This is a genomic window from Caldanaerobacter subterraneus subsp. tengcongensis MB4 (assembly GCF_000007085.1).
In the GTDB taxonomy this organism is placed as follows: domain Bacteria; phylum Bacillota; class Thermoanaerobacteria; order Thermoanaerobacterales; family Thermoanaerobacteraceae; genus Thermoanaerobacter; species Thermoanaerobacter subterraneus.
Genome location: NC_003869.1, coordinates 1,490,001 through 1,504,173 on the forward strand (window position 1 = coordinate 1,490,001; position 14,173 = coordinate 1,504,173).

At 38.4% G+C, this 14,173-nt stretch carries 15 protein-coding genes, 1 rRNA gene and 2 pseudogenes (1 of these 18 running past the window's edge); 3 read left to right on the forward strand and 15 right to left on the reverse strand.

What is annotated here, in order from left to right; genetic code table 11:
• Positions 1-40, reverse strand: a 16S ribosomal RNA gene (locus tag TTE_RS07280) (it extends 1,587 nt beyond the left edge of the window).
• A 263-nt stretch (positions 41-303) separates the two neighbouring features.
• Positions 304-1,011 (reverse strand): ATP-binding protein, encoded by a 708-nt coding sequence (locus TTE_RS07285; RefSeq protein ID WP_011025775.1) that lies wholly within the window; start codon positions 1,009-1,011, stop codon positions 304-306.
• Positions 1,012-1,125: 114 nt separating this feature from the next.
• Between TTE_RS07285 and TTE_RS07290 the strand changes: the two genes are divergently transcribed.
• Positions 1,126-2,301, forward strand: a complete 1,176-nt coding sequence (locus TTE_RS07290; RefSeq protein ID WP_011025776.1) for a class I SAM-dependent rRNA methyltransferase — start codon at positions 1,126-1,128, stop codon at positions 2,299-2,301.
• A gap of 65 nt (positions 2,302-2,366) precedes the next feature.
• Positions 2,367-2,600, forward strand: a complete 234-nt coding sequence (locus TTE_RS07295; protein ID WP_011025777.1) for a peptidoglycan-binding domain-containing protein — start codon at positions 2,367-2,369, stop codon at positions 2,598-2,600.
• Here the strand turns inward: TTE_RS07295 and pyrE are convergent.
• The 7 genes from pyrE to pyrR all read right to left on the reverse strand — a co-directional run bounded on the left by pyrE (position 2,597) and on the right by pyrR (position 8,729).
• Positions 2,597-3,169: an orotate phosphoribosyltransferase gene (gene pyrE / locus TTE_RS07300; protein WP_009611302.1), complete on the reverse strand. Its 573-nt coding sequence runs from the start codon at positions 3,167-3,169 to the stop codon at positions 2,597-2,599. The two genes, TTE_RS07295 and pyrE, sit on opposite strands and share 4 nt — an antisense overlap.
• A gap of 15 nt (positions 3,170-3,184) precedes the next feature.
• Positions 3,185-4,090, reverse strand: a complete 906-nt coding sequence (locus TTE_RS07305) for a dihydroorotate dehydrogenase (protein WP_011025778.1) — start codon at positions 4,088-4,090, stop codon at positions 3,185-3,187.
• Positions 4,087-4,818: a dihydroorotate dehydrogenase electron transfer subunit gene (locus tag TTE_RS07310; protein WP_009611300.1), complete on the reverse strand. Its 732-nt coding sequence runs from the start codon at positions 4,816-4,818 to the stop codon at positions 4,087-4,089. The genes TTE_RS07305 and TTE_RS07310 overlap by 4 nt, the downstream gene beginning before the upstream one ends.
• A gap of 8 nt (positions 4,819-4,826) precedes the next feature.
• Positions 4,827-5,750 (reverse strand): orotidine-5'-phosphate decarboxylase, encoded by a 924-nt coding sequence (gene pyrF, locus TTE_RS07315; RefSeq protein ID WP_041587324.1) that lies wholly within the window; start codon positions 5,748-5,750, stop codon positions 4,827-4,829.
• A 23-nt stretch (positions 5,751-5,773) separates the two neighbouring features.
• A complete protein-coding gene (locus TTE_RS07320; protein ID WP_011025781.1) occupies positions 5,774-7,069 on the reverse strand; it encodes a dihydroorotase in 1,296 nt (431 codons plus the stop codon).
• A 2-nt stretch (positions 7,070-7,071) separates the two neighbouring features.
• Positions 7,072-7,986, reverse strand: a complete 915-nt coding sequence (locus TTE_RS07325; RefSeq protein WP_011025782.1) for an aspartate carbamoyltransferase catalytic subunit — start codon at positions 7,984-7,986, stop codon at positions 7,072-7,074.
• Positions 7,987-8,192: 206 nt separating this feature from the next.
• On the reverse strand, positions 8,193-8,729 hold the full coding sequence (gene pyrR / locus TTE_RS07330) for a bifunctional pyr operon transcriptional regulator/uracil phosphoribosyltransferase PyrR (RefSeq protein ID WP_011025784.1): 537 nt from the start codon (positions 8,727-8,729) through the stop codon (positions 8,193-8,195).
• Between the two features lie 216 nt (positions 8,730-8,945).
• On the opposite strand from pyrR, the gene TTE_RS07335 reads away from it, so the two are divergent.
• Positions 8,946-9,947 (forward strand): AIR synthase family protein, encoded by a 1,002-nt coding sequence (locus TTE_RS07335; protein ID WP_011025785.1) that lies wholly within the window; start codon positions 8,946-8,948, stop codon positions 9,945-9,947.
• Here TTE_RS07335 and TTE_RS07340 read toward each other — a convergent pair.
• From TTE_RS07340 to TTE_RS07365, 6 genes and pseudogenes are all read right to left on the reverse strand, one after another.
• On the reverse strand, positions 9,944-10,873 hold the full coding sequence (locus tag TTE_RS07340) for an RluA family pseudouridine synthase (RefSeq protein ID WP_011025786.1): 930 nt from the start codon (positions 10,871-10,873) through the stop codon (positions 9,944-9,946). The two genes, TTE_RS07335 and TTE_RS07340, sit on opposite strands and share 4 nt — an antisense overlap.
• Entirely contained in the window at positions 10,870-11,307 is a 438-nt protein-coding gene (gene lspA / locus TTE_RS07345; protein WP_011025787.1) for a signal peptidase II, read from the reverse strand. The genes TTE_RS07340 and lspA overlap by 4 nt, the downstream gene beginning before the upstream one ends.
• Positions 11,308-11,407: 100 nt before the next feature.
• On the reverse strand, positions 11,408-11,965 hold the full coding sequence (locus tag TTE_RS07350) for a GNAT family N-acetyltransferase (RefSeq protein WP_011025788.1): 558 nt from the start codon (positions 11,963-11,965) through the stop codon (positions 11,408-11,410).
• A pseudogene (locus TTE_RS07355) lies at positions 11,943-12,249 on the reverse strand (nucleotidyltransferase family protein). Before TTE_RS07355 ends, TTE_RS07350 begins: the two are co-directional and overlap by 23 nt.
• A 194-nt stretch (positions 12,250-12,443) precedes the next feature.
• Positions 12,444-13,007, reverse strand: a complete 564-nt coding sequence (locus tag TTE_RS07360) for a GNAT family N-acetyltransferase (RefSeq protein ID WP_009610076.1) — start codon at positions 13,005-13,007, stop codon at positions 12,444-12,446.
• Positions 13,008-13,364: 357 nt separating this feature from the next.
• Positions 13,365-14,112, reverse strand: a pseudogene (locus TTE_RS07365) (transposase); the annotation flags it as partial.
• Positions 14,113-14,173 lie beyond the last annotated feature (61 nt).

The following is a 14,173-nucleotide window of genomic DNA, read 5'->3' on the forward strand; positions in this document are numbered from 1 at the left end:
GCCAGCGTTCGTCCTGAGCCAGGATCAAACTCTCCAATTAAAACCTATAAAGCTTAGCTTTCCTTCTCGTGAGAGCCCCACTGTTCACTTTTCAAGGTTCTCTTGCTTTTCGCAATATTTTTATATAGCAAATTCTTTTTCGTTTGTCAACCCTTCTTTTTTGTTCCCGCCGGCTTACCGCCGGCGATTATGAATATACCACGTTTTAAAAATCGGTTCAACTCCCATAAACCCCAATAAATCTCAATTATGTCGAAATATCCTTAAAAACCTGCGCAATTTTTGCACAAAGCTTTTTTTTACTCAATTTTTCAATTGAAAAACATCTTTTTTTATGGCCGTAAAAATTCTCTTGTCCAATTCAGGGATTTCTTTTTCTAAATTTCTAATCAAATTCTCAATTGAGTGGCGAGTAGTATTCCCTGCCATAGGACACGGATTTTCCACAACAGGTAGGTTGTTTTTTTTCACTGCACTTCTCACTTCCTTCTCTCTCACATAAATCAAAGGCCTTATTAGTGTAATTTTAGACCTGTCCAAAAACGTGACAGGTTCAAAAGTGTGAAGTCTTCCATTGTAAAACAAATTCATCATAAAAGTAACTATCAAGTCATCATAATGATGTGCCAGAGCCACTTTGTTGCAACCCTTCTCCTTTGCAAAGTCATTCAGAGCACCTCGCCTTAGATTTGCGCATAAAGAGCAGGGATTTTTCTCTTTCCTGTAGTCAAACACGATTTTCTTTATTTCGGTATGCTTAACAAAAAAAGGAATACCCTTTTCTTCACAGAAGTTTTTTATAGGAGTGGGGTCGAAATTCTCAAACCCTAAAGATAGCATGAGTCCCATTACCTCGAACTTTATTGGATAAAATCTTTTGAGAAGATGTAATCCGTAAAGAAGCGTGATGCTGTCTTTACCTCCAGACACTCCGACAGCTATAGCATCTCCCTCCTGTATCATCTCAAAGTCCTGCACCGCTCTTCTTATTTTGCCTAGTATCTCCTGCATACTCATCACCCCTCTAAATATTAATCCTGCTTTCTTTGCCATGTCAATATACAATTGCAAAATCAAGACATCTGTGGTATAAAAAACTTATCAAAAACCGTAAGGAGAGGTGCTATGGCAGACGTAATCTTAAGAAACATGAATATAAAGCGAATATTAGATGGACATCCTTGGGTATACAGAACTGAGATAGACAGGATTGAGGGAGATTACATCCCTGGAGATATTGTAAATGTGCTCACTCATAAAAAAGAATTTATTGGAAAAGGATACATAAACTTAAAATCGATGATATCCGTGCGAATTCTCACAAGAGACCCTGAAGAGGAAATAGGCGAAGAATTTTTTAGAAGGCGAATTAAAAGAGCATGGGAATACAGAAAAAAAGTGATGGAAGATCTTAATTCGTGTCGAGTTGTATTTGGAGAAGGGGATTTTCTACCAGCATTGATTGTAGACAAATTTGGAGATTATCTTGTCATACAAACTCTTTCACTGGGTATAGACAAATACAAAGAAACGATAGTGAAACTCCTCGTAGAAATATTAAATCCCAAAGGCATATTTGAAAGAAATGATGTCAACGTGAGGGAAATTGAAGGCCTACCTCAGCAAAAAGGATTTTTATACGGAAAGTTTGACCCTGTACAGCAGTTCAAAGAAAATGGCATTAAATTTTGGGTTGATATGGAAAATGGACAGAAGACAGGTTATTTTTTGGACCAAAAAGAAAATAGAAGAGCAATTCAAAATTATGTAAAAGGGGCCGAAGTACTGGATTGTTTTAGCCATACGGGTTCTTTTGCCGTTCACGCTCTTCACTATGGAGCAAAAAGGGTAGAAATAGTGGATATATCTGAAGAAGCACTTGAAATGGCAAAAAAGAACGTAGAACTAAACGGCTATCAACAAAGGGCTGAGTTTATAAGAGAGAATGCCTTTGACCTTTTGAGAAGGTACGACAGAGAAAAGAAAAAATTTGACACAGTAATACTGGACCCTCCTGCCTTTACAAAGAGCAAAGAAACAGTTAAAGACGCTTTAAGAGGATACAAAGAGATAAACTTAAGAGCTTTAAAAATCATAAGAGAAGGGGGATTTCTCATCACCTGTTCCTGTTCTCAGCACATAAGACCCGATATGTTTTTAAATACAGTAAAAGAAGCAGCTTCTGACGCTAAAAGGACCATAAGACTTGTGGAACAAAGGACACAGGCAAAAGACCACCCAATACTGCTGGCTTCCGAAGAAACCCAATATCTTAAGTGCCTTATACTTCAGGTATTTTAAAGGAACACTCCCCTCATCTTATGCATACCCTGTAAAGAGGGAAAGTGCATAGATGAGGTGAAAAAATGGAAAGACAAGAATTGGGTTCTCGCCTTCTGTACGAAGGATTAGCAGGGTACGATGTGCTAGAACTTCAGATGATTCTTCAGAGTTTAGGCTATGACCCTGGCCCCATAGACGGCATATTTGGCCCCCGAACAAAAAAGGCCGTCATGAAATTTCAGCGAGACAACGGCCTTAAAGTAGACGGCATTGTGGGCCCTGAAACGATGAAAGTTATAAGGATGTTAGTGCCCTAAAGCTTTCTGCTTCCTGGCTTTACCAGAGGAATACCCTCTTTACAAAGAGGGCATTCCTCTTTTTCATAAGTTTTAATCTGTAACTTTACAATTGACTCAAAAGGCACACCAAAATCTATTTTCCCATCGCTTCTATCAACAATAGTTCCTACTCCTATCACTTCTCCTCCTAAAGATCTGACCAATTCTATTACCTCTTTTACAGAACCTCCTGTTGTCACTACATCTTCTACCACCAATACTCTTTCTCCTTTACTTATCTCAAATCCTCTTCTCAACTTCATAACATTGTCTTCTCTTTCCGCAAATAAAGCTCTTACACCGATTTGCCGCGCAACCTCATACGCCAATATAATGCCTCCAATCGCAGGGCCTATTACCACATCTATTCTGTATCCTTTGAACTTCTCTGCCAATTCCCTGCTAAAAATTTCACTATAGTTAGGATATTGAAATATCTTTGCACATTGAAGGTACGTATCACTGTGTTTCCCAGAACTCAGCAGAAAATGCCCTTTATTTATAACTTCTAGTTTTTCAAAAATTTCCAAAACCTTTTCTTTTTCCATTTCCAAATCCCCTCTTTAAATTTTTATACTTCCAATAATTTCATTTATGTCTTCAATTTCGTTTTCTTCCATGTACTTTTTTATTCCATCAATAATCTCAACAGTACAGTAAGGATTTACAAAATTACAAGTTCCCACTGCAATAGCTCTTGCACCTACAATTAAAAATTCCAAAGCATCTTTGTAGTTCATTATTCCTCCCATGCCTATCACAGGAATGCTCACAACTGTGACTACTTCGTACACCATTTTAAGAGCAATAGGCTTTATAGCAGGCCCGGATAGCCCCCCAATTACATTCTCAAAAACAGGCCTCCTTTTATCGATGTCTACAGCCATCCCTGCCACCGTGTTAATCAAAGATATAGCATCTGCTCCTCCTTTTTCCGCAGCCTTTGCGCAAACTTTTATGTCTGTTACATTTGGGGTTAACTTCACTATGACAGTCTTACTGGTAGCCTTTCTAACCTTTCTTGTAATGTCAAAAATATCATCTGGATTTACACCAAAAGCCATTCCGCCTTTTTTCACGTTGGGGCAGGAAACGTTAATTTCAATCCCTTCTATCCCTTCAATATCAAGTTTTTCTGCCATATACACAAATTCCTCAACCGTTTCCCCAGCAATATTTACAATCACTGGAACATCGAAACTTTTCAAAAAAGGAAGTTCCCTTTCAATAAACGCATCTACTCCCGGATTTTGAAGGCCTATGCTGTTTAAAATCCCAGAAGCGGTCTCAAACAACCTGGGCGGAGGATTGCCTTCTCTTGGCTTTACAGTAAGTCCTTTTACAACTATCGCTCCTAATTTATTAAGGTCGATGTATTCACTGTACTCCCTGCCAAAACCAAAAGTTCCTGAGGCAGTAATCACAGGGTTTTTAAGCTTTATCTTTCCAATCTCAACCGATAGGTTCAAAATAGCACCTCCTCTGCCCAGAAAACCGGCCCATCTCTGCAAACTCTCTTGTAAGAAAAGCCTTTATCTTCTCTGACCTTGCACGCACATCCAAGGCAGGCCCCAATACCACAGGCCATTTTCTCTTCTAAAGAAATTTGGCATAAGACGTTTGCCTTCATCGAAATTTCCTGAAGAGCTTTTAACATGGGCTTTGGTCCACATCCGTATACTATATCCACTTCTCCTATCATTTCCTCAACTACAGAAGTTACCAATCCTTTTCTTCCCGTACTTCCTTCTTCTGTAGTCACTACAACTTCCCCTAACCCCTCAAATTTTTCCACAAGAAAAGTTTCTCTTTTAAAGCCTAGAGCGATGTACAGCTTCTGTGCCTTTACTTTCTTAGCAAGGTACAAAAGGGGAGCAATTCCTACTCCTCCGCCCACTATAAGAACTCTCTTTCCTTCCAAAATCTCAAATCCATTGCCATGAGGGCCAGTTATTTCAAGAATATCTCCCTCTTTCATCTGAGACAAATTTTTTGTGCCTTCTCCCCTTACTTGATAGAGAATTGTCATTTTCTCCTCTTCAAAGTCATTCACACTAAACGGCCTTTTTAAAAAGGTCTTTCCCTGGCAGTCTATCATTAGAAACTGCCCTGGATGAGGTTTTTTTCCTTTCCACTCAAATGTCATTTCATAGACTTCAGAAGCTATTCTTCTATTGGACAATACTCTTGCCTTCATCTTCCACCTCAACTGGCAATGTATTTTCTTTTTACAAGGGCATTGTTGATCATGCCCGTCATCAAAATCACTTCTTCTCTTGCCGCCTGACCATACTCATATTCCGAATAGGCCTCTTTCCAAAAATCGCTCCTGTAGGCATATATTACACCTCTAGAAGAATTTATTATCGCTCCATATCCTTCTTCATCAAAGCAATTTACTACATCCTCAGCTGTTGCCCCCTGTGCTCCATATCCTGGTACCAAAAAATAACACCGCGGCATCTCTTCTCTTAGTATTTTCGCTTCAAAAGGATATGTTGCACCTACCACAGCCCCTATGGAACTGTACCCATATTTACCGACTATCACTTTTGAGAGCCTGCTTATCATTTTTGCTACTTCCTGGTATACGTAGCCGCCTTTTTTAGTTTCAATATCCTGTACGTCCTTTGAACTCCTATTAGAAGTCTTGACAAGGACAAATATGCCCTTGCCAAACTTCTCCACATCTTCTAAATAGGGTACCATGCTGTCCTCACCCATATAGGGATTTACAGTGATTGCATCAAACAAAGGGTTCTGAAGATACGCCTTCGAATACATTTTAGCAACGTCCTGTATATCCCCTCTTTTCACATCTGCTATCACTATAAGGCCTAGACTTTTAGCATACTCCGCAGTTCTGAAAAAAGCTTTAAAGCCCTCTATCCCATAAGCCTCATAAAAGGCAACTTGAATTTTCACAGCAGGAATAAGGTCATACACAGCATCAATTATCCCTTTGTTGAAAAGGTACATGGCTTCTGCAATTCCTTCTACCCCATTTCCCTTTCTCCTAAACGCCTCTTCTTTTATAAAATCCGGAATCATCTCAATTCGCGGGTCAAGTCCCACAACCACAGGGGTTTTTTTGGCCTTCACACTTTCTATCAGCCTGTCCACAAACATATTTCCCCTTCTTTCCATCAAAGTCATATCTCGACCTTTTCAAATTTCTTGTTTTTCTGATACCTTATTTGCCCTTCCACTATTGTGTATTCCACAACTCCTTTTAATTTCATCCCGTGATAAGGGGTGTTTTTGCCCTTTGACTTGAATTTTTCTTTATCCACGGTATATTCTTCATGGGGATTAACAATCACAATATCCGCAGTAGCTCCTACCCTTATTCCATTGGATATTCCCAGTATCCTTGCAGGATTCATACTCATGTAATTCACTAAGGCTTTCATAGTGATTATACCTGTCTGTATCAGAAAAGTGTTTATAACAGAGAATGCCGTTTCAAGACCTGATATTCCAAAAGGAGCCATGTCATAGGGAACTTTTTTATCGTCTTTAGTATGAGGAGCGTGGTCTGTAGCGATCGCATCTATAGTGCCGTCCTTCAACCCTTCTATCAAAGCCTCTACATCTTCCCTAGTCCTCAAGGGCGGGAAAACTTTTGTATTGGTATCGTAATTGTAGACTGCCTCATCTGTGCGAGTAAGATGGTGAGGAGTAACTTCTGCTGTTATACTTACCCCTTCCTCTTTTGCCCTTCTTATGAGCTCTACACTGCCTTTAGTGGAAACATGGGCAATGTGAAGCTTCGCACCTGTCGCCTTTGCCAGTATTATATTTCTTGCAAGCATCACTTCTTCCGCTTCTCTCGGTATTCCTTTAAGCCCCAGCATTGTAGCAATTATCCCGCTGTTCATAACTCCTTCTCCGCTCAACGTCTTGTCCTCGCAGTGAGTTATCATAAGGAGGTCATACATTTTGCCATAAGTCATAACCCTTTTCATAATTCCTGCGCTCATTATCGGGAAGCCGTCATCAGATAAAGCAACGACTCCAGCCTTTTTCAGCTTTGCCATTTCAGTTATTTCTTCGCCTTTCATCCCCTTTGTCATAGCCCCTATAGGCAGTACCTTCACTACTCCTTCTCTTTGAGCCACAGCCTTCACATACTCTACGACTACTTCGCTGTCTATAGGAGGATTGGTATTAGGCATACAGGCGACAGTAGTAAAACCCCCTGCTGCAGCCGACTCTGTTCCTGTCCTTATAGTCTCCTTTTCCTCAAAACCCGGCTGTCTTAGGTGGGTGTGCATGTCTACAAAACCTGGAAGCACATATTTGCCTTCAGCGTCAATCACTATAGCATCGGAAACATCGATATTCTTGTCAATCCCTTTTATTATGCCGTAATTTATAAGGATGTCAGCTTTTTCTTCACCGCCAAAACCATCAATCACAATTCCATTTTTTATCACGATCCTCATTTCTAATTCCTCCTCTCACACAGAATTTTCAAAAGTGCCATCCTCACAGCCACCCCGTTTGTTATCTGCTCCTCTATTACGGAGTAACTAGCATTTGCAGCACCTGAGGTAACCTCCACATTCCTGTTGATAGGACCTGGGTGCATCAAAATAGCGTCAGATTTTGCCAGTCTCATTCTCTCCTCATTTATTCCGAAATACTCCCTGTACTCCTCAATTGAAGGAAATAGCCCGCTTTTTTGCCTTTCCAATTGAATTCTCAATCCCATCACAACATCTGCATCCTTTATAGCCTCTTCAGCGTTATAGCAGACTTTGACCCCCATTTTCTCTATCTGAGGAGGCATTAGTGTGGAAGGTCCCGCCACTTTCACTTCTGCTCCCAATTTCTTAAGCCCCCATATGTTAGACCTTGCCACCCTGCTGTGCATAATATCACCTATTATAGCAACTTTTAATCCTTTAAAATCCCCTTTTTTCTCCTTTATAGTCATCATATCCAAAAGCGCCTGTGTTGGATGTTCATTTATGCCATCCCCTCCGTTTATGATGGAAGCATTTGTGTATTTCGCAAGAAGGTGAGGAGTTCCACTCATATTGTGCCTTGTCACTATCACATCTGCTTTCATTCTTTCAACTGTCCTTATAGTATCTATGAGGGACTCTCCCTTTACTACACTGCTGGTAGCCACCTCTATATTTCCATAATGGGCTCCTAGGTATTTGGCAGCCATTTCAAAAGACAACCTTGTCCTTGTGCTGGGCTCGAAGAAGATTGTCACCACAGTTTTTCCTCTTAAGGCTTGGGAATACTTTTCACCGTTTAACAGCTTTTTCATCTCAAAGGCCAAATCCAGAATTTCCAGTATTTCTTCTCTTGTAAGGTCTTTAATCCCCAGAAGGTCCTTTTTGAGCATGACCTTTTCCCTCCTTTAAAAAAAGAGTAGTCCCCATTTCACAAAAAGGTGAAATGGAACTACTCTTATTTCTTAAAATATACTTTTTTGTAAAAATCAAGAATTTAATTTTAGGCACAAAAAATCCTCCCCTCGTCAAGTTTAACACTCAGGGAGAATAGATCTATATTCTCCCTTCTTAGCCTCGCTGGGCTAAATTAAAGGTGCTACTTTTCAGTTATAACTACTTTATTCACTCCATCCACTTCTTCCAGCATCACTTGAATTATCTCGCTTCTAGATGTCGGAACATTCTTCCCAACATAGTCAGGCCTTATAGGAAGTTCCCTGTGACCTCTGTCCACAAGCTCAGCAAGCTGTATTGCTTTGGGTCGCCCCAGGTCAATTATGGCATCCATTGCAGCCCTCACAGTCCTGCCTGTGTATATCACATCGTCTACTAAGACCACTATTTTATTGGCTACATCCACTCCAATATCTTTCTTCTTTACTACAGGCTGTTCAAGGTCTGTGGTGAGGTCATCCCGATACAGCGTAATATCAAGAGACCCCACTGGAGGTTCTTTCCCTTCTATTCTAGAAATGTACCTCGCAATTCTCTTAGCCAGAGGTACTCCTCTTGTCTTAATGCCTACTAAAACTACATCCTCTATCCCTTTATTTCTTTCAACAATCTCGTGAGCTATTCTTATCAAAGCTCTATCTATAGCTTTTTCGTCCATTATCTCTGCTTTTACTCTCATCCTACAACCTCCAAAAAACCTTCTTGCACTGGCAAGAAGGTTTCTGGTACTTCTTTTTATAAGACCTTGCCAGCCTCACAGGACTGCTTAAAGGCTTTTTCTTTTATATATTACCACATTCTCTTCAAGTTGTCCATAGGGAATATTTAAAAAAAGCAAAAATGTGGTAATATGAAATTGTTCGCTCTAAATATCAAGAAAAAAGGATGTGACAAAATGAAGCTAGAAATAGGGAAAATTCCTGTAGAAGTGATGAAAAGGTCCATTTTCCCTTATCTTGGCACAAAAAGAAAAGAAGTCTTAGTTCACTCCCAGTTAGGAGAAGACTCCAGCATAATCGATTTTGGTGAATACGTAGCAGTTCTTTCCACAGACCCAATTACAGCAGCAGATAAATTGAGCGGCTTTTTATCTGTCATAATATCCTGCAATGACCTTGCAGCCTGCGGCGCAGAACCTATTGGCATACTCACCACAATACTTCTTCCAGAGGGCACAGAGGAACAAATGCTTAAAAATATAATGCAGGAAATTGACAAAGCTTCTAAAATGATAGGAATTGAAGTTTTAGGAGGGCATACTGAAGTAACTCAAGCAGTAAATAAACCTGTAATAAGCACAACAGCAATTGGAATTGCTAGAAAAGGAAAATACATAACCTCAAAAGGGGCTAAAATAGGAGATGACGTAATTGTAACAAAAGCTTTGGGACTTGAAGGAACAGCAATTTTGGCAACAGATTATGAGGATTTGCTCATCAAACATTTCGGGAAAGACTTTGTCTTAAAAGCACAAAGCTTTATAAACGAAATAAGCGTAATAGAGGAGGGTCTAATAGCTTCCCAAAATGGCGCAAATGCCATGCATGATATAACAGAAGGAGGAGTGCTAGGAGCAACTTATGAAATTTCCGAAGCATCAGGATTAGGGATTGAAATATACGAAGAAAAATTGCCTTTTCGACGTGAGACAAAGGAAATATGCAAATTTTTTGGATTAAATCCTTTAAAATTGATATCCAGCGGTTCCATGCTGATTACTGCAGAAGATGGAAACAGAATAGTCAAAGCCTTATCTGAAAAAGGAATACAAGCTACAATAATAGGAAAAATTGTGAAAGAAGGAAGGTATTTGATAACTTCTTCCGGAAAAGAAAAAATTCTTCCACCTGAAAAAGACGAAATATACAGAGCAGATAAAGGCAGGGCAAAAAATTAATCCCTGTCTTTCTCTGCCCTTAAAATTTCGAGCAATCTTGTAAAATAATCGGGCAAAGGGGCTTCAAATTCCATGTACACTCCTTTTGTCGGATGAATAAACCCTAGAACTTTGGAGTGCAATGCCTGCCCTTCCAACTTAAACTTTTGTTTTTTATATCCATACACAGGGTCTCCTACGACAGGATGACCTATATAACTCAAATGCACCCTTATCTGATGAGTCCTGCCTGTCTTTATGGTCGCCTCCACAAAAGTATTGTTTTTAAATCTCTCCAAAACTTTATACAAAGTAAGTGCATACCTTCCGTCCTGGACTACAGCCATCCTCTTTCTATCAACAGGATGCCTTCCAATAGGCGCTTCAATTTTCCCTTCTTCCTCTTTTATGACCCCTTCTACAATTGCGACATATTTTTTAAGCACACTTCTTTCCTTTATCTGATTTGAAAGACTCATATGAGCTTTGTCATTTTTAGCGACAACCATGACCCCTGAAGTATCTTTATCAAGCCTGTGCACTATTCCAGGTCGCAGTATGCCGTTAATTCCTGATAAATTTTTACAATGGTAAAGAAGGGCATTCACAAGTGTACCGCTATAATTCCCTGGCGCAGGATGAACAACCATACCCTGAGGCTTATTTATCACAATTATGTCCTCATCTTCATAAAGGATATCAAGAGGTATATTCTCAGGCACCACTTCAATCTTTTCCGCTTCTTTAATATTTACTATAACTTCATCATCTTCTTTTACTTTATAACTAGGTTTTACATTTTTCCCATTTACAAGTACAAGCCCTTCTTCAATTAACTTTTTAATATATGACCTGGAATAGTCAAGCTCTGAAGCAAGAAATACGTCTATTCTCTTTCCTTCGTCCTCTTTTTCTCCTTGCAAAACTATTCTGTCTACAATGTTCATCTTATCCCGCCCTTAAAAATCATAAGATATCCAAGTATAATTGCTCCCACAACAATAAAAGAATCGGCAACGTTAAAAACAGCAGGGAAAAACTTAAAATCAATAAAATCCACTACATATCCAAGTCTTACCCTATCTATGAGATTCCCTATGGCTCCCCCTAAAATCATAGCAAGCGTATAATTATACAAACTATTTTCTGGAAGCTTAATCATTGAATAAATCAAGACAATTCCCACCACCACAGTTATCACAATAAAAAATAAAGTCTTATTCTGTAACATTCCAAAAGCTGCCCCTCTATTCTCCACATAAGTCAGATGAAAAAAATGCTTTATAACCGGATAACTTCCTATAGGCATCAAATACTTCGCCGCGAGGTATTTTGTAAACTGGTCAAGAAAAACCACAAAAGCTACAATAACTATCGCCAATGCCAATTCCTCCTGTTATTTTGTTTGCTTAGCTCTTTACCCACACAAGTATATTATACAAAAAATCAAGGCATTTTAAAGCAATGTGCTTAAAAAGTAATTAGGCTTCCCTATTCTTTTCATACTCTCTTTTCAAAATAGAATACATCTTCATATCCCAAAATCTCCCTTTTACAAAAACTGCTTCTCTTAACACTCCCTCAAACTTCATACCCACTTTTTGCATTACCCTCTCAGAAGCAATATTTTCTACCTTACACCTTGCTTGTATTCTATTTAGATTTAATTTTTCAAAACCAAACTCTATTACTTTTCTAACAGCCTCTGTCATAATTCCTTTATTCCAGTATTTCCTACCAAGCACATAACCTACTTCTCCTACCATATTTTTCTCATCAATAAATAAAAAACCACAAGTACCAATTAATTTACCATTTTCTTTTAAATACAATCCCCAATCTGATGGCTCTCCCTTTTCATACCTTGACAACAAAAGATTAATAAATTTTAAAGAATCCTCAATATTCTTATGATATTCCCACGACACATATTTTGTAACTTCCGGATCACTGGCATATTCAAACATATCTTCTGCATCTTCCAAGCTTATCTTCTTCAATATAAGCCTTGAAGTCTCAAGAACAGGTTGGTAAAACATAAATTAAATCCCCCTTTACATTAAGCCTCCGTTTCTGCTTTACTGCTTCAAATGTGAGCAAATCACCTTTCATATCCAATATTTCCTCAAGATAATCTGCAAGCTCAAAAAATTTAAGCCCTATTGGCTTTTCAAATTCAACCAAAATATCAATATCACTTACTTCCGTCTGTTCATTCCTTGCAAAAGAACCAAAAATACCCATAAATTTTGCTCCGTATTTTTTCTTTAATTTCTTCTTTATGTTCCTCAAGCACCTTTTTTACTTCTTCAAGGGACTTTATAATTCTAAACCTCCCGTTATTTTGTTTGTTTAGCTTGTTATACCATACAAGTATACTATACAAGAAATCAACTCATTTTAAAGCAATGTATTTTAAGCGATAAAAGTGAAGGATAAGAAATAAATGTAGCATACCTGATTAAAGAATAAGCATTTTTTAACACGCTAGTTTACATAAAATTTTTTACGGTGTATCTAGCTGTCTTTCCCCTCCCCTATTTCCCCATACTCTCTTTTCAAAATAGAATACATCTTCATATCCCAAAATCTCCCTTTTGCAAAAAGTGCTTCTCTTAATATACCTTCAAACTTCATACCTACCTTTTGCATTACTCTCTCAGAAGCAATATTTTCCACCATGCATCTTGCCTGTATTCTGTTAAGATTTAGTTTTTCAAATCCAAACTCTATCACTTCTCTAACAGCCTCTGTCATAATCCCTTTATTCCAATACTTCTTACCAAGCGCAAATGCTATTTCTCCTATCATGTTTTTTCTATCGATATTAAGTTCACAAGTTCCAATTAATTTCTCATTTTCTTTTAAATATAATCCCCAAATTGCAACTTCTTCCTTGTCGCTTATAGACAATATGCGTTTTATCAAATTCAAAGAATCCTCAATATTCTTATGATATTCCCACGACACATATTTTGTAACTTCCGGATCACTGGCATATTCAAACATATCTTCCGCATCTTCCAAGCTTATCTTCTTCAATATAAGCCTTGAAGTCTCAAGAACAGGTTGGTAAAACATAAATTAAATCCCCCTATCTCAATATTTTGTAACTTAGCTCAATCAAGCTTAAAAAATCCCACTTTTTCACCAAATTTGAGCTCTTTTTACCTTTTCAAATGAAGCCTTTTTAAAACAACACAACACCTCCCTTAGGCAACTTATTTTACGGTTGCCTTTTATTAGCATATTTTTATGTTTTTTTACTTAGCCCTCGGCTACCCTATCATGTCTCTCAGGGTCATGCCCTTAATTACATTCCTTCCTCCTGCCTTTGAGGGCTTTTGGGGAGCTTCTTACTCGTATTCAGGGTCTTGCCCTTATGGGTGGTACTACAGCTTCCCCAACCTTATTTGCTCTAAATTGATTTGTTAGCCCCTAGGCTACTAATTCCTTTATTTGCTTCATACGATATTCTCCAAGTACTTTTTGTGAATCGTATTTTTCTTTCTTCTTAGCAAGCGTAAACATAACTCTTATGAGTTTTATTGAAATCGCAATTAATGCTTGTTTCTTCTCTAAAGGATTTTCTCGCCTTCTTAAAAAGTAGTTGTAAAGTGCTTTAAATTCTTTGTTTTTGGCTACTAATGTCAGGCTTGCTTTGTACAGAAGGTTTCTTAACTCAGGACGCCCTCTCTTGGAAATCTTGGTCTTCCCCCTGTGTTTCCCTGATTGGTTATCCGTTATGTTTAATCCCCTAGGTTTCTGTATCTGTTTATAGTACGTATAGTTCCCTATGTCCCCTACTTCTCCTAAAAATCCTGCTACTGTTATTACTCCTATGCCTGGAATGCTTAAACAGATATTCTGCTATGTCTATTTTTTTGAGTAGTTCTTCCATGGCTTTTTCTACGGTTTCTAAATTGTGTTTTTAAAAATTCTAATTCATCAAAGGTAAATGTTTAAACGTATTTGTGCCCCTTTTATCCCTTCTTTTACACCTAATTGACTTTTTTGCTGCTTCAATGAGCTTTTCTGCCCTTTTCATGCCTACCTTGTTACTAGTGGCTTTCTTTAGCTTCCCTGCTATTTCTTCTTTGCTCAGTTTAAGTATTATGCTGGGAAATGGACAGTTCCTCAAGACCCATATGGCTGCTTTCCCCCACAAATTCTTGAATACTTCTTCTATAGTCTATAATAGTCCAAATCCTTAAAATATTTTTCTCTGGCGAGAACCATCAAATTGG

What these genes read in the sequence shown, in the direction of transcription:
- TTE_RS07335 (WP_011025785.1), top strand. Translation starts at nt 8,946, where the DNA reads ATGAAGCTAGAAATAGGGAAAATTCCTGTAGAAGTGATGAAAAGGTCC.
- TTE_RS07310 (WP_009611300.1), bottom strand. Translation starts at nt 4,818, where the DNA reads ATGAAGGCAAGAGTATTGTCCAATAGAAGAATAGCTTCTGAAGTCTAT.
- TTE_RS07325 (WP_011025782.1), bottom strand. Translation starts at nt 7,986, where the DNA reads ATGCTCAAAAAGGACCTTCTGGGGATTAAAGACCTTACAAGAGAAGAA.
- TTE_RS07295 (WP_011025777.1), top strand. Translation starts at nt 2,367, where the DNA reads ATGGAAAGACAAGAATTGGGTTCTCGCCTTCTGTACGAAGGATTAGCA.
- TTE_RS07340 (WP_011025786.1), bottom strand. Translation starts at nt 10,873, where the DNA reads ATGAACATTGTAGACAGAATAGTTTTGCAAGGAGAAAAAGAGGACGAA.
- pyrR (WP_011025784.1), bottom strand. Translation starts at nt 8,729, where the DNA reads ATGAGAGTAAAAGCAGAGATAATGGACGAAAAAGCTATAGATAGAGCT.
- pyrE (WP_009611302.1), bottom strand. Translation starts at nt 3,169, where the DNA reads ATGGAAAAAGAAAAGGTTTTGGAAATTTTTGAAAAACTAGAAGTTATA.
- TTE_RS07290 (WP_011025776.1), top strand. Translation starts at nt 1,126, where the DNA reads ATGGCAGACGTAATCTTAAGAAACATGAATATAAAGCGAATATTAGAT.
- TTE_RS07360 (WP_009610076.1), bottom strand. Translation starts at nt 13,007, where the DNA reads ATGTTTTACCAACCTGTTCTTGAGACTTCAAGGCTTATATTGAAGAAG.
- TTE_RS07350 (WP_011025788.1), bottom strand. Translation starts at nt 11,965, where the DNA reads ATGTTTTACCAACCTGTTCTTGAGACTTCAAGGCTTATATTGAAGAAG.
- pyrF (WP_041587324.1), bottom strand. Translation starts at nt 5,750, where the DNA reads ATGTTTGTGGACAGGCTGATAGAAAGTGTGAAGGCCAAAAAAACCCCT.
- TTE_RS07320 (WP_011025781.1), bottom strand. Translation starts at nt 7,069, where the DNA reads ATGAGGATCGTGATAAAAAATGGAATTGTGATTGATGGTTTTGGCGGT.
- TTE_RS07285 (WP_011025775.1), bottom strand. Translation starts at nt 1,011, where the DNA reads ATGCAGGAGATACTAGGCAAAATAAGAAGAGCGGTGCAGGACTTTGAG.